The organism is Chryseobacterium sp. FR048 (assembly GCF_056844665.1).
Window position 1 is genome coordinate 212,708 of record NZ_JBXDSE010000002.1, and the last position, 19,485, is coordinate 232,192.

At 36.0% G+C, this 19,485-nt stretch carries 18 protein-coding genes; 8 read left to right on the top strand and 10 right to left on the bottom strand.

Annotated features, from left to right (window positions below; all coding sequences use genetic code 11):
* Positions 1-8 precede the first annotated feature (8 nt).
* Entirely contained in the window at positions 9-2,162 is a 2,154-nt protein-coding gene (locus AC106K_RS05895; protein WP_482443703.1) for a tyrosinase family protein, read from the bottom strand.
* 397 nt (positions 2,163-2,559) lie between these two features.
* On the opposite strand from AC106K_RS05895, the gene AC106K_RS05900 reads away from it, so the two are divergent.
* From AC106K_RS05900 to AC106K_RS05915, 4 genes are all read left to right on the top strand, one after another.
* A complete protein-coding gene (locus AC106K_RS05900; RefSeq protein ID WP_482443705.1) occupies positions 2,560-3,105 on the top strand; it encodes a hypothetical protein in 546 nt (181 codons plus the stop codon).
* 2 nt (positions 3,106-3,107) lie between these two features.
* Positions 3,108-3,701, top strand: a complete 594-nt coding sequence (locus AC106K_RS05905) for a hypothetical protein (RefSeq protein ID WP_482443707.1) — start codon at positions 3,108-3,110, stop codon at positions 3,699-3,701.
* A 751-nt stretch (positions 3,702-4,452) separates the two neighbouring features.
* Entirely contained in the window at positions 4,453-5,181 is a 729-nt protein-coding gene (locus tag AC106K_RS05910; protein WP_482443709.1) for a hypothetical protein, read from the top strand.
* Positions 5,182-5,235: 54 nt separating this feature from the next.
* A complete protein-coding gene (locus tag AC106K_RS05915; RefSeq protein ID WP_482443711.1) occupies positions 5,236-5,964 on the top strand; it encodes a hypothetical protein in 729 nt (242 codons plus the stop codon).
* 183 nt (positions 5,965-6,147) lie between these two features.
* Here the strand turns inward: AC106K_RS05915 and AC106K_RS05920 are convergent, their stop codons facing one another.
* The 3 genes from AC106K_RS05920 to AC106K_RS05930 form a co-directional block, all read right to left on the bottom strand.
* Positions 6,148-6,945, bottom strand: a complete 798-nt coding sequence (locus tag AC106K_RS05920) for a tetratricopeptide repeat protein (RefSeq protein WP_482443713.1) — start codon at positions 6,943-6,945, stop codon at positions 6,148-6,150.
* 49 nt (positions 6,946-6,994) lie between these two features.
* A complete protein-coding gene (locus AC106K_RS05925; protein WP_482443715.1) occupies positions 6,995-9,055 on the bottom strand; it encodes a leucine-rich repeat domain-containing protein in 2,061 nt (686 codons plus the stop codon).
* Positions 9,056-9,234: 179 nt separating this feature from the next.
* The gene (locus tag AC106K_RS05930; RefSeq protein ID WP_482443717.1) at positions 9,235-10,728 is read right to left on the bottom strand and encodes a BspA family leucine-rich repeat surface protein; all 1,494 of its coding nucleotides are present in this window, start codon (positions 10,726-10,728) and stop codon (positions 9,235-9,237) included.
* 547 nt (positions 10,729-11,275) lie between these two features.
* Here AC106K_RS05930 and AC106K_RS05935 point away from each other — a divergent pair.
* The gene (locus AC106K_RS05935; protein ID WP_482443719.1) at positions 11,276-11,665 is read left to right on the top strand and encodes a hypothetical protein; all 390 of its coding nucleotides are present in this window, start codon (positions 11,276-11,278) and stop codon (positions 11,663-11,665) included.
* A gap of 327 nt (positions 11,666-11,992) precedes the next feature.
* Here the strand turns inward: AC106K_RS05935 and AC106K_RS05940 are convergent, their stop codons facing one another.
* A complete protein-coding gene (locus AC106K_RS05940) occupies positions 11,993-12,277 on the bottom strand; it encodes a bacteriocin-like protein (RefSeq protein WP_052769395.1) in 285 nt (94 codons plus the stop codon).
* Between the two features lie 436 nt (positions 12,278-12,713).
* On the opposite strand from AC106K_RS05940, the gene AC106K_RS05945 reads away from it, so the two are divergent.
* On the top strand, positions 12,714-13,499 hold the full coding sequence (locus AC106K_RS05945; protein ID WP_482443721.1) for an XRE family transcriptional regulator: 786 nt from the start codon (positions 12,714-12,716) through the stop codon (positions 13,497-13,499).
* 282 nt (positions 13,500-13,781) lie between these two features.
* Here AC106K_RS05945 and AC106K_RS05950 read toward each other — a convergent pair whose 3' ends face one another.
* The 4 genes from AC106K_RS05950 to msrB all read right to left on the bottom strand — a co-directional run bounded on the left by AC106K_RS05950 (position 13,782) and on the right by msrB (position 16,611).
* Positions 13,782-14,597, bottom strand: coding sequence for a ferritin-like domain-containing protein (locus AC106K_RS05950; RefSeq protein WP_482443723.1), 816 nt, complete (start codon positions 14,595-14,597; stop codon positions 13,782-13,784).
* A gap of 24 nt (positions 14,598-14,621) precedes the next feature.
* Complete coding sequence (locus AC106K_RS05955) at positions 14,622-15,332, bottom strand: ferritin-like domain-containing protein (RefSeq protein WP_482443725.1); 711 nt, start codon at positions 15,330-15,332, stop codon at positions 14,622-14,624.
* Positions 15,333-15,411: 79 nt separating this feature from the next.
* Complete coding sequence (locus tag AC106K_RS05960; RefSeq protein ID WP_185289233.1) at positions 15,412-15,981, bottom strand: fasciclin domain-containing protein; 570 nt, start codon at positions 15,979-15,981, stop codon at positions 15,412-15,414.
* A 114-nt stretch (positions 15,982-16,095) separates the two neighbouring features.
* Entirely contained in the window at positions 16,096-16,611 is a 516-nt protein-coding gene (gene msrB, locus AC106K_RS05965) for a peptide-methionine (R)-S-oxide reductase MsrB (protein WP_482443727.1), read from the bottom strand.
* A 90-nt stretch (positions 16,612-16,701) separates the two neighbouring features.
* On the opposite strand from msrB, the gene AC106K_RS05970 reads away from it, so the two are divergent.
* On the top strand, positions 16,702-17,271 hold the full coding sequence (locus AC106K_RS05970; protein ID WP_482443729.1) for an RNA polymerase sigma factor: 570 nt from the start codon (positions 16,702-16,704) through the stop codon (positions 17,269-17,271).
* A 1-nt stretch (position 17,272) separates the two neighbouring features.
* Positions 17,273-18,094, top strand: coding sequence for an anti-sigma factor (locus AC106K_RS05975; RefSeq protein ID WP_482443730.1), 822 nt, complete (start codon positions 17,273-17,275; stop codon positions 18,092-18,094).
* Positions 18,095-18,281: 187 nt separating this feature from the next.
* Here the strand turns inward: AC106K_RS05975 and AC106K_RS05980 are convergent, their stop codons facing one another.
* Positions 18,282-19,484 carry a GTP-binding protein gene (locus AC106K_RS05980; protein WP_482443731.1) on the bottom strand — a complete coding sequence of 401 codons (1,203 nt, stop codon included), beginning with the start codon at positions 19,482-19,484 and terminating at the stop codon, positions 18,282-18,284.
* Position 19,485: the final 1 nt, after the last annotated feature.

Sequence of the window (19,485 nt, forward strand, 5' to 3'; positions counted from 1 at the left end):
GGATTGTGTTAGGATTGTGTATCTAGTGCATTATTGATGAGGTTTTGTAAAGCCCAGTATTTATTGGCAATACTTACATCTCCAGCATTGTTTGATTGATCCCGGATCAAGTCAAAAGTTTCTTTTGATGCTTTTTCTTTGCAGATACTTCTGATGACAGTATTAGATGCGAAAGTGAACAGGGTAATCAATAGATCCAAATATTCTTCATCTTTAATCAAGGCAAAAATATTGGTTGATTGGTCAAAGAATTTTTTAATGTTATCATCCTGAACCTTTTCATTGTTGATGACTGCAAGGATGTATACAATTAAACCTTTTGAAATACTGGTTGTTTCTGTCACCTTAAGCCTGATGATGTCAAACTGATGCTCTACTTCTCCCAAAAGGCTTATATCATAATTGTGTACCGCTTCCAGATATTTCAGGTCTGTATAATACTGGGTCATGTCATCCAGATTAATAAATTCACTTGGCAGTTGCGAGCGTACAGCACTTTTTCCAAATGCTCTTAAAGCAGTGTTTTCGCTGGTAAAAGAGGTCACCAGATCAAGATTATCAGAAACAATTTTTGCTAAAACCTGTTTGTTTCTTTGGTGCACGGTATTGGGCTGCATAGCCTGGAAAGATTCTGTTAACCTTCCAAAAGTATTTTCATTCTGAGCTTCTATATACTGGTTGCAGTATGGCGCTGAATCATCATATCCGAAACCTAGGTAATTCTGAATCTCTATTTTGCCAAATCCATCGATAGCATCTTCAATTTTAGGAATATTATGATCAAATATTCTTGCTGTGATAGATTTTGTGAAATTTTCCACTCTGCTTCCCGGAGGTAACATTCGGTATTGGTTCGGCGTACTCGTTTTTTCCCATGGCCATAATTCTTTTTCAACATTCTTCCAGTCTGTTGTATCGAATTTGGGATAGGCGTCCGGATTTTGTGCTTCAAAACGATCTTCTATGACTTGCCATTTTGCCCAAAATCTTTCAACATTGGAATGCAGGAAAAAGAACAGCGGATCTTTTGGAGCGGTTGGTACATAATTTAAAAAGCCGTTAATACTTGTATGAGCTTCTCCGTGCGGATTGATCTCCAACCAGGAAAATGATTCCAAATTATTGACATCTACACCCGGCAGCCCAAAATATCCGGGAGCATATTCTTTCTCAACGACAAGCCTTGTGCGTTTGGTCTCATCATTCCTGTTGTAAACAAAATATTCTTTTTTTAAGTAGAAATCTTCATCTCCTTTATTATAGCCGGATTGTTCTTCCTGATTATTGAACCAGGTAAATCTGCGGATCAGTTTTTCCCGGCCAACAGCCCAGTTCTTTAAAGGATTATCTTCATTGAATTTTGCAAAATTTTCACTGAATCCTTCGGTCATAAATGGCGTCAGGTCTCTTTTTACAACACTTTCCCCAAGAAAATCTGCCTTAAAGATATGGGGAGCAGGCTCGTCAAACTTCCAATAGTGTAGAGAAACTTCCGGATTATGCTTTTGCAGCTGACGTTCTAAATCTAATAAATACAAGCGGTGCCAAGGCAAAAATACACTGCTGCCATGGGCGATAGACTTGGAACCCTTGACGTGCATTTGGAAAAAGTCAGTGGAATACATTCCGATGGCAATCCCTTCTTTATCCCTTTCATTGATATTGGATAAGGCCTGTATATAGTCTTTTTTTGCTTTTGCTGTCAGCTGGTTGGCATTTCTACGAATACGGATCATGGTATCAACCGTGCCCGAAAATTCATTAATGTTTGCTTTTATCGTAATATCTTTTTGTTGGGGACTGGCACCATTATACAACGTGCCCGGCTGGAATAGTCCTCCTACATAAACCTCAATTTCATTTTGCTCTTCGCTGATTGTAATCTTTAATTGCTCTTCTCCCTTTGCTCCTAAATTTTCGTAAAAAAGGACTTTTGGAGTAGTAATCAGAGAGGTGAATTCCTGGGGAAGGTCTAAATTTCCTTGGTTTTCAGTAGGATTTTGAGTTAATATAAGCTCTCCGCCTTTATTTTCTGATAATGTAATTCTAAGTTTGGAAGGAGTCCAGGTAACATAACCCATTTGCCTGCCAATTTCTGAATCTGGAGGATACGTCTTTCCATTATTGGCGACGAAAGCCAATTGTAAATTTTGAGTTGCCATGATTTAATTAGTTATTAGTTTCCTACTCGTAAGGCTTTTCGGATACGCCCTGTTATTTTTAAGTGGTTTTCAGACTCCACGTATTTATTTGATTCTAAAGATAATATAAAATATTAATTAATTCCATGGTTATTGAAAAATTTATATAATAAAATTCTTATTAAGTGATTAAATCATACTTATAAACGAATATGTTAATTGATTTCATATTTCAAAACTGTGTAGGTTGGGACATGTAGAAGGAATTGCAAGATAGAAGGTATTGAAGTCTTAAAGGTGAATTTTATCTCTTTTTTCAAGATAAAATAGCTATTTTTATGACAGTAAACAGGCTGGGAGTAGTTTCTATTTTTCAGTCTTTCAATTTAACATAATATAATTGGAGCGAAATAAGAATATGAAATTGAGAAATGAGATAGAACCTGATTTTGAAACTGCAGAAAAGCGTTATCCGGAAATTTTAAAGCTTATTTTAGACTATACAGACTGGTGTGATGAATATGGAGACGAGGATTCTGTTGAGTACAAAAAGCTGGAAGAGAAACTTCATGCTATGACCGGAAAAGAGATGTCTGAGTTTGATCTCTGGGAATGGTGGGAAGGGGATGGCGCTGAAAATCTGGCATTCAGTATAAGTCTGCCTGAGCCTAAGGTGGTCAACAATCTCACAAAAGAGGAAGTGGCTGAAATTGTAAGTCGCCTGAAAACTTTTGAAATTCCTGATCCGGAGGAGGATAAGACATTTAAAGCATTGTTTTACAGTTATTTATGTTTTGGAAGTGATTTTTATCCTAAATTGCTGAAAATGAATGGCTTTGCATACGATTTTAAGCTGTTTCAGAGCCATAAAGATAAAAACGGGAACTATTTTGAATACAGCCAGGAGGAAATCACAGATCAACTGTGGAACAGAAATAATTCACTAAAAAGAAAAGAATCATAAGAATGAATAAACAGATTATCAGTAAATTAAATATTTTAGGAGGAAATACAGATGCTGTAAGTGTTGACAATAATTTTGCTGAAAACTGGCAGAATATCAGTTTTGATCATTATCTGTATGATAAGGACTGGGATGTCTATGGTATTGATCGGTTTTATGAGTCTCATAAAGATCTGTATCATGATGATAGCGGGAAATTCTTTGAAAATCTTCTGCAACATTATTTTTCCGAGCATGAGAATGCATATGGGCAATATTTTTTCAGGAAATGGATTTTTACGCCATTTAAAGAAAATACAGATGACTATGAAGAGCTTGACGGGCTTGTGGAAGAATCTGAAATCCGTGATACCGTAGAAGGCTCTGAAATGGAATTTATATGTTTATTTTATTCTTATGGGTATCCGGATCATTATTTTGTCTGTACAACAGATCCTGATCAGTCTAATCCGACAGTGTATAGTACAGATCACGAAGTTTATTTCGAGGAAATTGAAAACAAAGGAAAGCTGGAAGATTTTCTGGAGCAGTTTATGACAAAGGAAGACTTCCGAGAAGTCGTTGTAGGATATTTGGGTGAGAAATATGGCAAATAAGGGATTCAGAGGTGATTAGACACTCTATTCTTTTAGGATATATTTTTTCCTATAATTTATATTATGTTAAATTGTAAATATTATGTTATTTATATTAGATCTGTGAACCTGGATGAATTTTTTAATACATTTGTCCTACTGTTGCAAAACTCTTGTTGTATTCAGTTATAAAAATTAAGGATATTGTGAAGTTTTTATCGATTCAATAAATTCTGATAATTCTACCTCCAATTCGTCCAAATTGTTCGGATTAAATGAATCAACACAATTACACACTGATTGGTTAAATTATAAATATTATTTACTTTTTCACTCAAGAAATTTTCCTCTTATAATTCACTATTATTAAGGTATTTTAGTTTGTACTCAATCCTTCTGTTTTTCAATAATGACAATGATTTTTACATATATCATTATTGCTTTTAATTCTGAATTTTATAAACATTATGCATTAAAATAAATTCAATATATTTAAAATATATATAATATTTAATAAATTTTTTCACCAATAATTTGGTTAAATTTCAATTAATCTATAGATTTGTATTAAACTTACACAATGAAAAAAATATTATCACTATCCCATCCTTGGGATGCATCTGACTAAATCCATTTCCATAAAGTATTGAAGAACCCTTTATATCTTGTCATTAGTAAATATATTAACAAGGTAAAGAACATATTGTAACCTGCTCCCAATACAGGTTCTATTTAAACACAAATTAAAAAACTTCCTTTAAATAAAAAAATTATGAAAAAAAGAATTTCGACTCTTGGTCTCTTTATCTCTGTGATGAGTTTTGCTCAGGTAGGAATCAATACTACTAATCCCCAAACTGTACTTCATGTAGACGGAGCTAAAGACAATGCGGCAACGGGTGCCCCTACTGCCGCACAGCAGCTTAATGATTTTGTTGTCACTTCAGCTGGTAATGTTGGGATTGGGACTACAACTCCCCAAAAGAAACTTGATATTAATGCCAATAATGCAAGTCTGAGAATTACCAACCTCCCTGAACAGATTTCTAATGATCAGGATTTTCTTACCATTAATAACGTGAATGGTGATGTGGTCGCTGCGAGGTATGTCTATACAACCAGTATCACCATACAGGCTGGTACCAACGGTACTGTTACCATCCCTTCCAGTGCGAGTATTCCTAATGGTATGCTGGTGATCAAATCCAATAACACATGTGGTGTGAATATGATTACGAATTTTATCTACTCGGATATTTCGCTGGGCTATGCAACCGCTATTGCAGGAAGCGTCGTTGGTTCCTCTACCATTGCACCAATCCCAGGTGGTGGCGGTGGTTCCGGAGTATGGTCCGTTAAATTTACAGGGGTAGCTACCTGTGGTGCAGGAGGTGGTACTCAGTTTGATTATACAGTATCCAAACCCACTGCAAGCAGCTATCTGATTGTCAATAATGGTAATGTGGATCGTACTTATACGTTAACTATTTTCCGTCTGTAATTCCCTGATTTGTAAAAGAATCATTGTTATAATGACCGATTAAAAAATTAAATTATGAAGAAATTATTTATAATATTGTATGGGGTTTTCTTTACTGCCGGCCATGCTCAGTTAGGAATTAATACAACAAGGGTGCAGGGAGTATTTCAGGTAGATGGAGGAAAAGATAATCCTGCTTCAGGGAATCCTTCAGCGACACAACAGCTCAACGACTTTGTTACGACATCAGCAGGAAATGTTGGGATTGGGAAAACCAACCCTCAAAGAAAATTAGATATAGAAGCTGATAACCAGCCACTCAACATTCAGAATTTACTGCATCAGGTACCTGCGGATCATAATATCCTTGTAAGAGATGAAATAACCGGAGATGTTGTTTCGGCAAAGTACAGCTATTCCGTAAGCAGTGCCAGTATAGCTCCCGGGGCCAGCGGTACAGTGACGATACCTTCTACCATTAATATTCCTTCCGGAATGTTTATCATCAGAGCAAGCAATGCGTGCGGAAGGACTATGATTTCCACCTATATTTATTCTGATATGTCATTGGGCTATCAAAGTTCGGTAGCAAGGGATAAAGTGGGAATTGTTACCAGTTCTTCCGGAGGAGCGGGTGCGTCGGTAAGCTGGGGCGTAAAATTCCCCAATGTAACCGGCTGTGCAGATGGAGGAAACGCAACCCAGTTTGACTATACTCTGGTAAAAACTGCTGCAGATACGTATACGATTACCAATAACGGGAATATTGCCAAATCGTATGTGGTTACAGTATTCAGACTATAAACCTTACCTTTAAGAAACATATAATTAAGTTGTTTAAACTTAATATAATCACTTAAGTGTTTAAAACTTTTGCGCTTTTTGTCGTTAAAAATAAACAATATAAAACTTTAAACAGCTTCAATAAATGCCGGATGAAAATTCCGGCATTCTTGTATATAAAATGTATTAGGGGACTCTCCTATCCTATTTTAAATATTTTTGGGATATTCTGATAAACTCGTCTGTATCCTTTAAGTCAAATCTAATAAAACCATCAATAGACTGAGTCATTCCTTTTTCTAATGCTTTTTCCCAATTGTAATAAAACCCATCCAGGTCATTTTCATCATAAAGGAGTTCTGCTAATGTACCGTATGCTATGGCACAGTCAGGGTTTACATTCAATGCTTCTTCAATATCTTTGAATGCTGCTTTTCTACAATATGATTGATATTGAGTCTCAGTATCTTTGGATAATGTTCTGTAATAATTCGCTCTTTCGTTTAATAATTCTGCATTTTTAATATCTTCAGAAATAAAACTTTCAAATAAAGACCATCGTTCTTTTTTTGAGGGATCAATTCTTATGCTGTTCATAAGAGGATATAGGGCCTTAAAATAATTTTTCTCAAGGATATATTTTTTACCGGTATGATAATCGTTCCAACCCTTTTGATGTCGTTCTATATTAGATCTTATGAATTGCTCTTCATTTTCTTCTCTCCTCTTTTGCTGATGCTTTTCAAGTTCTGTTTTAAATAACTCATCTCCGTTTTCAACAATAGTCAACGGGTTGTTATCATGTTTATTATTAATCGTATAATCAATTACTGCCCGTACTACCTGGGGTACTGCGAAATATCCTTTTTCAAAATAGGCTTTGATTCTACCATTCGGGTTTTGCCCTGTTTCAATGTATAAGCACCTATCCGACACTTTTCTCCAATAATATTCAGTTTGGTTTACGGTAATGATTCTGCGTTTTTTCTTTGGAATAGCCATTTAATTTGAGATCATTTGAGGGTTTAGGTCATTATTTTCTGGATGTAAACTAATCAATACTTATTCGAAAAGTCTCAGCATTCCTAATTAGTATTTCTGGTTTGTTGAGCTGGCCATCAATATCTACTTTTTTCTTCTTATCCCAAATAAATACTTCACGAAGTTTGGGCAGTTTATTCAAAGGAGTGAGATCTGTGATGTCACCGAGATAAAAAGCCAATTGCTCCAGATTCTTAAGGTTTTCTATACCTTCAAGACTTTTAATGTCATTATCTTCCAGGTTGAGTTTTTTTAAACTGGTAAGCCTTTTCAATTTAGATAGATCAGAAACTCCTGATTCTCTAAGATCCAATTCCTCAAGAGCTGGCAGATTTTCAAAAGAAACAATGTCATCAAAATTAATATATTGAAATACAATAATTTTTAATTTTTCTAATCCGTTAATGGCTATTTTTTGGTCAGACCAGAGGTTCAGTTCCAGTTTTTCCAGGTTGGGAAACTTTTCCAGTGAAGATACTTCATAATTTCTTGGAACATGTAAATCTAATATTTTCACCTGCTTCAGTACAGGGTATTTATTGATAATTTCTCCTTTTATGACTAGCTTTTCCAGCGAAGGCAAGGCGGCTAAACCTTCCAGATCACCATCATGATCCAGCTCGAGCGTTTTTAGAGACTTCAGATGGCTCATTCCTTTGAAATAGACATCGTCATTTGAATCCAAACTTAATTTTTCTACATTTTTCAGGTGCTGTAAGTCCAGCATTATAGGCCTTTCAGTTTTCCGGCTTTGTGGATAAATATTTAGGTAAAGATCTTTAAGGGACTCAATAGACAGGATGTCCTGCGCAAGTTCAATAGACTTGACAGAAATACAAAGCTGTTCTAACTTCGTAAAGTGCTTTAGTTCATTAACATTACGGACGGCACTCGTCTCATAAATATTTATTTTTTTTAAATGCCCTTTCAATGGTAAAAGTTTTCTGAGAGCTATATAGGGAGGTCTATCGTAATCTCCTGAGATTGTTATTTTTTCCAGTTTCGTAAAATAACTTAGTATTTTCTGATTTTTAACCTTTACCCTGCTAAAGTCAACCTCCTGAATTTTTGGAGCTACTAAAGCATAATCTTCCAGATCTATTGAACATTTATTAAAATCTAAACCGTTCAATATCGGGAAATCCTTTAAAATATGGGTGTTGATAAGATGATAACCATCTACAATAATGGCTGGTACGTATGGAGCGAGGGATGCCAGAAGCTCTGTGTCAAAGTCTGGTATTACCCAATCTCTATTCGCATTATAATCCACCATTCGTTCCGGTACTATCATTATAAATTCAAATTTAAATTGTTTTCCATCATGATCCGGATCCGATATATTGAGATCATTAACCTGTAAAGGAGGATGCAGATAAAGTCTTTTTACAGAAGAAAAGTGATGAATATTTTTCAGACTCTCCACTTCGCAGTTGAGTAAACTTATAGAATGTAGGCCGGTAGAAATAGGTAAAAAAGAATCGAAATCATTAACTTTCAAATTTTGAAATTGTATAATCGTACTTCTTTTATCCGGTTTTCCCTGATATTGAATCCCGTTTTTCGGATCAATAACGCTGGTATTATCAATAGTAAGAGAATATAAATCAGGCAGAAGGTTTAATTCACTTATATTACTGATTTCACAATTGATAAACTTTACATATTCAAGGCGGCTGGAAATAGGTAAGAAAAAACCAGGATGCGGAACACTCATATTTTCTAATGTCAAGAATTGAAAATTATGGTATGTTTCCTTAACCTTTGTTACTTCCGGATCAAAAGTTCCTTCGCCCGGGACTGTACATTTGTTCAATGTTAGAGATTCGAATTTTATCTTGTGTAAATCCTGTATATCATCAATAGAACACTCTATTAATGTAAGGTATTTAAGCATTTCAGAAACCGGTTCAAGCGCTGAGAAATTTTCAAAATGCAGGTTTGAAAGACATAATTTATTCATAGCCGGGGAATAAGAATTTCCGTTCATTTCAGTTCTTCTCTCCCACTTCTTTAACTTGATATTGAGAGCATTCTCCAATTTGCTGACAATGGTATTAATATCACTCATTTTTTTAATTTAAAGCTAACGTATGGTTTTATAATTTTTGTTAAAAATAGTTAAACATATAGAAATAACAAGTTTTTTTGCCCCATAAACAGATACTTTACTGCACATTAGCTGATGAAAAAGCCCCAGAGCTATGACTCTGAGGCTAAATTATCGGCTTAATTTCTTTTAAAAGAAGCTTATTTCTTAATTATTTTAGTGGAAACGGTATTGCCTTTTAACAGATAATTCCCAGATGGATATTCTGTAAGATCGATACGATTGTTTCCTTTATTTAAAGTTATATTTTTAATGAGTTTACCCGTTATATCGTATAAATAAACATTTTCGCTGGCCGTAGTTTCAATATTGATCACTCCTGTTGTTGGATTAGGATATGCTGCAGTTTTAATTTGTTTTGAAGTTTCAACAGTTGATAAACTGGCTTTGCAGTTTGCGTTATAGGTATCTCCAATAATATTGAAACCTTTGTTCACCAGCTGAGCTCTTGCCATAACGGCTTGTGGTGTAGAATAGGTTAATCCTGTTGCATCTATGGTTCCTGATTTTAAGGTTGCTTTCGCCCATGTAGGATTATTATTGAGTGCAATCAGAAAATTATTATAATTCACACACGATAAATCAGTGTTTTTCAATCCGAAGTATACTGAACTAAAGATAAAGTTTTGAAGCTGGACATTCCAAGTGGAAATATCTTGGTTAAAATGTACCGCACCATTCAACATATTAAAGCCTATGGAAATATTAACGCTGCTAACATCCCAATTCCCAATGGGTTGATTGAATGATTTCGCATTGGTAAACATTTGCTCAAAATCTTTTACATTGCTTGTATTCCAATTATCAAGAGGTTGATTAAAGGATGTCGCATTAGCGAATACATAGCGAAAATTAGTGGCATTTTTTGTGTTCCATGAATTCAATGGCTGGTTGAAAGCCACTGCATAGGTAAACATTGAAGAGAAATTGGTTCCAGACGCAGTATTCCAATTATCAAGAGGTTGATTAAAAGAAGAAGCTAAAGAAAACATATTGCTGAAATTCGTTACCTTCACAGTATTCCAGGTTCCAATATTTTGATTGAACAATGTTGCATTGCTAAACATACCACTCATATCGGTAATCGAGCTTGTATCCCAATCAGCGAATGAGCTATTACCAACCAAGGATGGGCAATAAATGAACATTTCCGATAAATTGTTAATCTGTGTTAGATTGGGTGCATCCGTAGCAGTGACGTTAAGGTTCGGACATTTTGAAAATCCGCGATAGAATTGCTCCAGCCAAACGATTTTCCCCCACTGACTCACTTCAAAGAGTTCCGGGTTTTCACCAATAGAGTTTAGATTGGCCTTAAATCCATAAAATAAGCCATTGCCATTGGATACTTTCACCTTATAAGCTGCCTGAATGGGATTAGGGTTTAAAGAAGTGCCAAAAGAAATAACAGTAAAGCTGCTGCTGCTAGAGGTTACGGAGCTCAGAACTCCATGATGTTGAGGAAATCCTACTTCTTCCCAACTAATGGTGTAGTCGGTTCCGGTGCCTCCAAAAGAGATAGCATTATCGATGGTCCCAGTGATATTGGGTTTCCACAAAGTAATAAATTCGTTCTGTGCATAAGACATGGAAAATAAAAAAAGAAAAATGATGACCAGTTGTTTTCTGTACATAATTTAAAATTGTTTTTTCAGGTTAAAATTGGGTTTAATAAGATGGTAACTTCCCGGGGTTCTGTATCTTATCTCTAATACAAAGATATAGACGCATAGCGACAGAACATGTCGTATTAAAACTTTATGAGTCTTTTTTTTGCTTTTTTTTGACGATGAAAATGCCCTGAAAAAACCTTGAAATAGATGTATTTATCTATTAAATTATTTAAGTTGTTTAAACTTAATATAACCACAAAAGTTTTCATTTTAAAACAATTTAGTTCACCTAAGTAAGTTTAAAATGATTTGTATAGAAAAGTTCACATAAGATGAAAATCAAAGATTTTCACAAAACTTAGGTGTACTTATTACGCATAAGATTTGACTCTGAAAAAACTTAAGTGTGTAAAACTTTTGCGCCTTCTGTAGTTAAAAATAATCCATATAAAACTGTAAACAGCTTCATTAGAAATGCAACTTATTGTTATATATGTGTTTAGGTATTACTTTTGATTATTATACAGATTCATTATATTAGCAAAAAACTAAAAAATAACCAAAACCCATGAATAAGATATTTTATCTATCCTCTCTGCTTTTTTCTTTAGCTATCAATGCCCAGACTTCCCATTGTAAAGCTGCCCACATCGGTAAATTTCAGGTAGATAGTGGTGAAAGCGGAATTACCGTTATTGAAAGAAATAAGAAAACCCAAACGGAAACCAATGAAAAAATGGGCTATAAAGCTAGATATGACATCGTTTGGATCGATGACTGTCATTATGAATTGAGAAACAGAACTGTCATAAAAGGAAAATCCTGGGAAGGAAGCTCTCCTACAGATATATTAAAGGCTGAAATCCTGAAAGTTGTCAATGGAAAAGTCTTCTTAAGACTGGGATCCAATTTTTCTGATGAAGTAATGGAATGTGAAATGATCAAAATCAAGTCATAAAAAGGATCAGTCTCAAAAGTTGAGGAGGATAATATTGTATTTATGGAATTTAATTTAACGCAAAGTTTTTAGCTCTTGATCTCATATTTTCAAGGGAGCAAAGGATGGAATCAATTAAATTGATTCTTTCTAAGCAAATGTACATCCACTGAGCTTCTTCAGCGACAAAGTCGTACTTCTTAGCTTCCTAAAATAAAACATTTGAACCCTCTTTCTTTGCGATTATAAAATGACCTCTTGCTTCAATAAAAAATAAACCAATTAATTTCCACAAAAAAACCGCTCTGAAAAGAGCGGTCTGCATTTTAATTCTTTAATGTGTGCTGATTAGCAAGTAGAACCACAGTTTAATAATCTGATGTGGATTACACCGTTGATTACACACTGTGTCTGACATAGAGCAGTTCCTACAACGGTACCAACACCTCCAACTACTCCACCTACTGTAGAACCTACACCGGTAACAACACCGCCTACGATAGTTCCTACACCACCTACTACACCTCCAACTACTCCACCTAGTCCTCCTAGTAATCCTCCGATTGGGTCAAGAAGTCCTTCTCCTGAAATAGTTTTTAGCTCGTTTCTGTCCAATTTTTTTAAGTTTTTCATAACTATAATTTTATATGATTATTACATCACGAATATATGAATAATTATAATAACTACATATTATTTCGAATAAAATAATTAAATAATTTTATAATTTAATATTCCATTAATATAATGGTATTTTAATGAAAATATCATTATCGTATATATCTGTTTGATTTTCTAAATGTTAAAAAACATAACTCAATTTGTAAAAGGTGGAGTTAATATTTTGCACAAATTGCTGTTTTTATATGATTCATCTTCAAAGCCTTAAAAAACCTGTCATAACGGGAGTAAAAAGGGTTTCATCAGACGCAAGTTGGTATCAAAAAAGTCGTCAGATTCTAAAAAAATAAAAATATCAGCTCAATTTCATCATTTCTTAAGCTAAAACCTGCCCTTATCATTGATCACGAAAATCAAATTTTGTATTTTTGCTCACATACTTTTATCAATGTCAATTTTTTCAAATAATATACGCTTCCTGAGAGCAGGGAGAAAACTCTCTCAACAAAACGTAGCCGATGAACTTAGCATTTCCCGTGTACGGTATTCCAAATATGAAAACGGAATATCCGAACCCCCTATCGAGCTGCTGATAAAAATCGCCAAATACTTTCATGTAAGCATAGATCTTCTGCTGTCTGTAGATATTGAGAAGCATCCTATGGATGAAATGCTGAAACTTCCGGACAACAGAATTGTTCTTCCGGTAGCCGTAGACAACCATGGAAATGATACCATAGAAATTATTCCTCAGAAAGCCTCCATGGGATACCTGGAAGGTTACAGTGATGTAGAATATATTGAAGGTCTTCAGCGTATTGCCCTACCTTTCCTTACCAATGGCAAATACAGAGCCTTTCCCGCAGATGGAGATTCTATGCCGCCATTCAGAAGCGGTTCTTATATTGTAGGAAAATATGTAGAAGGAATCAATGAACTGAAACCTGGGAAAACCTATGTTTTTGTCACTTTAAATGATGGAATTACCTATAAACGTTTTAAAGAGAAAAAAGACAATGCGATCTGTGTAAGTGCAGATAATTCTTTCTATGAACCTTATGATATTCCGTTCCAGGAAGTAGTGGAAATCTGGCAGTATGCTTCAGGAATCTTCCCGGAAGATTTTGAACCCGGTGATTATGAAAGCTACAATTTCAAAGAAATGTTCCGTGAGCTGAGACAGGACATCAGAGATCTGGATCGTAAGGTTTCAGGCCGCCGCAAAAAATCCTGATCATTCCCTATCTATTATATATAAAGGCTGGTAATTTGTTGATCAGTTTCTGTTTTTACCGAAACTTCTTTGATCCACAGTAATAATCAGGTCTTTGCTGAATAATATTGCCTAAAATATGAAAAGTACCATAGCATCAGTTATGGTACTTTATCAATATGAAAGGATGGCTGGTAAGGAATGGATAATGTGTTTTTTTAAGGTCTGCAACTAATTTTTTTAAAGTCCATTTCCGGAAAGATCCGGAAATGGACGCACCACTTACCATCATCTCAATCACAACTAAACTATAAACAGGGAAGCAATAGTCTGTGCATCGCTGCCACTTAAAATTTCGTCATAAGCTGCCGAACCGGCCGGTGCACCAAATAAGGTTGCTGTATTATAACCAGCCTGGTTTACATTGTCTTCTCCAGCATACACCGGGTTGGTTGCTGATGGCATATTTCCTCCGTCGGCAAGCTCAATCCATCCTTTATTAGCTCTCATTCTTCTTACCTGTGAGGCATGTCTGGCTTCAACAGAGTGAATCTGAAGCGCTGCCTGAAGCACTACTTTATTAGACATTACATTTCCGGCTTGTCCTTTATAAGCTCTTACCCCGGTATCTTCAAAGGCCTGGGCAAGAATCAGAAATTGATTATAATCCGTAAATGGCATAAATTTTCCCCCGGATGTAAAATCGAAAGTAGGCTTATTTCCCGGAGTGGTTCCCAAAGAAGTGAGGGTGCTTTTCAGGAAGCCCACGTGAGCTGATTCATGTTTTGATATTTGCATAAAAACAGTTCTGTCACCATTAGGAATAAGTCCGGGAGTAGACAATCCTATGCTGTAATATTCATTTTCAAGATACTCCAGTACCAATGCCAGCTGTAGAGCATCAGTAAGAGTGCTTTTTAAGGCAGTACCCGTTAATGTGTTTTTTGTAGGTTCAGCTTTGGCAGAAGTAGCCATTAATGTTCCCAACCCAAGGGGTACAGCTGCCTTAGCTGCTTTTTTTCCGAATAATGATATATCCGTAATCGTTTCCAGTCTTGATGCTTCCTTGGTGAAAAATTGATCGTGAGAAAGCTTATCCAGTAATCTAAGAATATTCATAATGTAAGTTTTTAAGGTGAATGATTAGTTGATGCCTCTTTCTTTCCAGGTAAAAGGAGTTTTAATGAATGCTCCGGCGGCCATTACAATATCTTTTGGTTCTTTTGCAAGATCGAGCCCGTTAGCATCTATCACATCATCTCCTGAAAAATCTGCAGATCCCGGATTGATCAGGTTTCTGATCGCAGAAGCATGTCTGGCTTCCACTGAAACTATTTTGCCTGCAATTACAAGATAAGCCGGGTTGGAAATGTATTTTCCAGCTCCGTTATAAGCAGCAACGCCCGTATCTTCCAGAGCTTTAGCAGTTGCCAATACCGAGTTACGGTCATTGAAATTTACATTAGGATACTGAAACTCTAGTTTTGGAAGAACATGGTCTGTAGCACCACTGATGGCTACCTTGAAGAAATCTCTGTGAATCACCTCATGATGGTAGAGATCTGTAAAAACTTCTTTTTCAATACTGGAAATCCCCGTATAGAAATTGTTGACTACTTTTGTGTAGAAATCAGCTTCCAGCTGTTCAAGGGCATAAGCATAATTTAATACGCCTACATCTCCTGTTCCCAGATCATACTTAGACTCTTCTATAATCTGAAAATCATCATTGGTGTCGCAGCCTATTAAAGTAAGACCTGCGACAGCCAATCCTACTCCACTTAGTTTTAAAAAATTTCTTCTGCTGGTATCAAGGGTTGCTCCCTGATTAGAAACCTGAATTGGTCTTTTCATAATAGTATTTTTTAGTGTTAGGATAAATGAGAGAAAGAAAAACAGCATACTGAATATGCTGTTGAAATCTTACAAATTGTTATGGCATCAGAACCGTATCGATTACATGAATTACCCCATTAGACTGGTTTACATCAGCAATGGTTACTTTGGCACTGTTTCCCTTAGCATCTTTTATATAAAGGTCTTTACCTTTTGTCCAGAAAGTAAGTTCTTCACCCTGTACCGTTTTCATCATACTTTTTCCGTTTCCTGCTTTTACCGCAGCCCAGATTTCCTTGGCACTGTATCTTCCGGGAAGAACATGATAGGTTAAGATAGAAGTAAGCATCGCCTTGTTTTCAGGTTTTACAAGATTTTCTACCGTTCCTTTCGGAAGTTTCGCAAAGGCAGCATCTGTAGGAGCCAATACCGTAAAAGGTCCTGCTCCCTCCAGTGTTTCTACCAATCCCGCAGCTTTTACAGCTGCTACAAGTGTTTTGTGGTCTTTGGAATTGACGGCATTCTGAATGATATTTTTGGATGGATACATCGGAGCTCCTCCTACCATTACTGTTTTTTCTTTCATCGTTTGTGCAGTTACCTTCCCGCTAAAAGCAAATGATAGAGCGACCATTGCTAAAACTGTGATTTTTGATTGTGTGTTCATTGTGTTGATTTTTTTAATTATGGTTAATTGTGCTTTTAATGTCATTTACGAGGTGGGTTTTATTTTGGATTGAAAAAAAATAAAATTTATTTTAATTGGCTGATTTATAGTCTTTTATTTTTTATTTGGAACAAATTCAAGACAAATAGAGTTCATGCAGAAGCGTTTTCCTGTGGGTTTGGGACCATCATCGAAAACATGTCCCAGGTGAGAATCACATCTTCCGCACAATACTTCAGTGCGCTCCATATCATAAGAGGAATCTTTTCTGTATCTGACACTGTTTTTACGGATAGGTTCATAAAAAGAAGGCCAGCCGCAGGTAGTAGCAAATTTTGAGGTTGAAATAAAAAGAGGATTTCCACACACCGCACAGTAGTAAGTTCCCTTTTCATCAAATTCATAGTATTTACCTGTAAAAGCTGTTTCTGTTGCTCCTTCTCTCGCCACCCGATAAAGTTCAGGTTTTAAAATCTTTTTCCATTCAGAATTGCTTATTTTCAGATGATTTTCAGCAGTATGGGAGTAATAGGGATTTTTAGTTTTGAAAAGCAGGTTCTGGGCATTGAATGTGCCTATAGATAGGACAATACAAGAAATGAGTATTGCTTTAGAAATGTACTTTTTCATTTTGAATTTTTTTAAATTATTTACTTTAAATCATGTACGATATAAAAGATATTTTGGATTTTACTGTGTATATGATTTATTTTATTACATTTGGAAAGAAAAATAAAAGCTATTAAAACAACCTATTCTGAAGACGAACTGATCGTTTTGCTAAAAGAAAAAAACGAAAACGGTTTTCATTATCTGTATGACCACTATTCCGGTGCGTTGTACGGAATCATTCTTCGAATCGTTCAATCTAAAGAATATACAGAAGAAGTTATTCAGGATGTTTTTGTTAAAATATGGAACTCTATTCATCAGTATGATGCTTCTAAAGGGAGATTTTATACCTGGATGATCAATATTGCACGAAATACGGCAATTGATTATTTAAAATCTAAAGGGTTTCAGAACGAACTTAAAAACCAACCACTTCCGGATTTCGTATATAATACTGCAGAGCTTTCAACAGTTAACAGTACATCCGATTATATCGGCTTTAATAATGTACTTGAAGGGCTGGAAGTTGACAAGCAGGAACTTATAGATCTTGCTTATTATCAGGGATATACCCAGCATGAAATATCCGAAAAACTGAAGATACCGCTGGGGACAGTAAAAACAAAGATGCGGAATGCACTGATGAAATTAAAAGATTTGCTAAAAGACTACCAATAAATTGAACACTAAAGAATACATATCATCCGGAATTATAGAATCTTATATTCTAGGCCATGCTTCTCCCGAGGAAGCTGGGATTTTGGAATGTGTGATGAAAAATAATGCTGAAGTAAAAGAGGCTTTTGAAGAAGCACAGAAAACTTTGGAAAGTCTTGCTACTGCACAGGCTGTAACTCCTCCTTCTGATTTGAAGTCTAAAATCTGGAGTAAGATTCAGCAGGAACAGATTGTTGAAGAAACTACGCCTACTCTTTCAACAGATATTCCTGAGGCAAAAGAATACAGGGAAAATAGACAACAGGATAACCTACAGGTAAATACATCCTGGAAAACCTACGCAATAGCGGCATCTGCACTGTTTCTTGTAAGCGTTGCCGGTAACTTATACTGGATGAACATCCAATCTGACCAACAAAAAGAAATGGCTTTACTGACAGCAGACAAGCAGCACCAGGATCAGGCTATGCAGAAAATAAACCAAAAGCTTGACATGTTCTCTAATCCCGATATGCAGATGGTCATGTTGAAAGGAGTTGAAAAGCACGAGGATGCTAAAGCTATCGTTTTCTGGGATAAAACAACCAAAGAAGTTTATCTGAATGCAGAAAAACTTCCTAAAGCTCCGGCAGGAATGCAGTATCAGCTATGGGCCATTGCAGATGGCAAACCTGTAAGTGCCGGAATGTATACCGAAGATAAAGACAGCAGAATTGCTTTGGCTAATATTCCGAAAGCGCAGGCCTTTGCGATTACCCTTGAAAAAGAAGGCGGCAGTGCAGTTCCGACCATGGAGAATATGTACGTAATGGGAGGAATATAAATTTCTCACCAGATCAGCGGTCGTTTTTTATAAAACAAAATATTTATCAACTAATAAAAAACAGGACGAATAAAATCCGTCCTGCTTCAAATCTGTTAAAAATGTTAATTGTGTATGAAAAAATGTCTGTGTTTATCTATGCATAATTTTAAAGATTATATTTTAGTTGTATTATAAGGAACTCATATTAAATATTTTTAGGAAAGGGATCTTCAAAAGTTCTCTTTTGTTCAAATAATTCTTTTTCCAAATTATTGATCAGGCAAGCATTAAGATCAGATAACATCTGGTCTTTGTCCAGATTCTGACCGATGAAAACGAGCTCATTGATCCTGTCTCCCCAGTTCTTATCCCATCGGTTTTCTATAAAATCCTGGTTTTCCGCAAATGAGCTGTACTGCATTCTGTGGCTCATGGGCATACTGCACCACCATACCCCTGCTTTTTCCAGGCGAAAAGAACCTCCGGCCTGGGAGAAATTCAAGGCATCATCAGGTCTCGAAGCCAGCCAGAACAGACCTTTTGCCCTGATAGTGCCTTCAGGATATTGATGATTAAGAAAATTCCACAATCTCTTGGGGTGAAAAGGTCTCTGATCTCTGAACACCATTGAGCTTATTCCATACTCTTCCGTTTCAGGAGTATGATGCCCGGCTTGTAGTTCTTTTTGCCAGCCGGCAGAAGACTGCGCCTTATCAAAATCGAAAAGTTTGGTATTTAAAATCTGTTGAGGATCAATCTTTCCAAACTCTGAATGAAGAATAGAAGCATCAGGATTCAGTTTTTTTATGGCAGCTTTTAAAAAGCCCAGGGTTTCAGTATCTATCAGATCTGTTTTATTGAGAATAATGACATTGGCAAATTCGATCTGGTCAGTCAGAAGATTAACAATAGTGCGGTAATCCCCTTCCATATTGGTGAGATCACGGTCTATAAGCAGCTCATTCGAGCCAAAATCTTTCATAAAATTGAAACAGTCCACGACAGTGACCATGGTGTCAATATAACTGAAACGGGAAAGATCAATTCCGCTTTCTTCATCAATATAAGTGAAGGTTTGGGCTACAGGAACAGGTTCGCTGATCCCGGTGCTTTCAATCAGCAGATAATCGAAGCGGTTTTCAAGGGCTAGGCGTTCTACTTCCGTCATCAGATCCTCCCTGAGGGTACAGCAGATGCAGCCATTACTCATTTCTACCAGTTTTTCTTCCGTTCTTGAAAGCGTATTCTGGTTTTCTATAAGACGGGCATCAATATTGATTTCGCTCATATCATTCACAATGACGGCTACTTTCAAACCCTGTTTATTGTGCAGAATATGATTCAGTAAAGTTGTTTTTCCCGCTCCCAGGAAGCCGCTGAGTACGGTTACAGGCAGTTTCTTTGCCATA

Coding starts and splice junctions, on each gene's coding strand:
- AC106K_RS05895 (WP_482443703.1), bottom strand. CDS start 2,162: ATGGCAACTCAAAATTTACAATTGGCTTTCGTCGCCAATAATGGAAAG.
- AC106K_RS05900 (WP_482443705.1), top strand. CDS start 2,560: ATGAAATTGAGAAATGAGATAGAACCTGATTTTGAAACTGCAGAAAAG.
- AC106K_RS05905 (WP_482443707.1), top strand. CDS start 3,108: ATGAATAAACAGATTATCAGTAAATTAAATATTTTAGGAGGAAATACA.
- AC106K_RS05910 (WP_482443709.1), top strand. CDS start 4,453: ATGAAAAAAAGAATTTCGACTCTTGGTCTCTTTATCTCTGTGATGAGT.
- AC106K_RS05915 (WP_482443711.1), top strand. CDS start 5,236: ATGAAGAAATTATTTATAATATTGTATGGGGTTTTCTTTACTGCCGGC.
- AC106K_RS05920 (WP_482443713.1), bottom strand. CDS start 6,945: ATGGCTATTCCAAAGAAAAAACGCAGAATCATTACCGTAAACCAAACT.
- AC106K_RS05925 (WP_482443715.1), bottom strand. CDS start 9,055: ATGAGTGATATTAATACCATTGTCAGCAAATTGGAGAATGCTCTCAAT.
- AC106K_RS05930 (WP_482443717.1), bottom strand. CDS start 10,728: ATGTACAGAAAACAACTGGTCATCATTTTTCTTTTTTTATTTTCCATG.
- AC106K_RS05935 (WP_482443719.1), top strand. CDS start 11,276: ATGAATAAGATATTTTATCTATCCTCTCTGCTTTTTTCTTTAGCTATC.
- AC106K_RS05940 (WP_052769395.1), bottom strand. CDS start 12,277: ATGAAAAACTTAAAAAAATTGGACAGAAACGAGCTAAAAACTATTTCA.
- AC106K_RS05945 (WP_482443721.1), top strand. CDS start 12,714: ATGTCAATTTTTTCAAATAATATACGCTTCCTGAGAGCAGGGAGAAAA.
- AC106K_RS05950 (WP_482443723.1), bottom strand. CDS start 14,597: ATGAATATTCTTAGATTACTGGATAAGCTTTCTCACGATCAATTTTTC.
- AC106K_RS05955 (WP_482443725.1), bottom strand. CDS start 15,332: ATGAAAAGACCAATTCAGGTTTCTAATCAGGGAGCAACCCTTGATACC.
- AC106K_RS05960 (WP_185289233.1), bottom strand. CDS start 15,981: ATGAACACACAATCAAAAATCACAGTTTTAGCAATGGTCGCTCTATCA.
- msrB (WP_482443727.1), bottom strand. CDS start 16,611: ATGAAAAAGTACATTTCTAAAGCAATACTCATTTCTTGTATTGTCCTA.
- AC106K_RS05980 (WP_482443731.1), bottom strand. CDS start 19,484: ATGGCAAAGAAACTGCCTGTAACCGTACTCAGCGGCTTCCTGGGAGCG.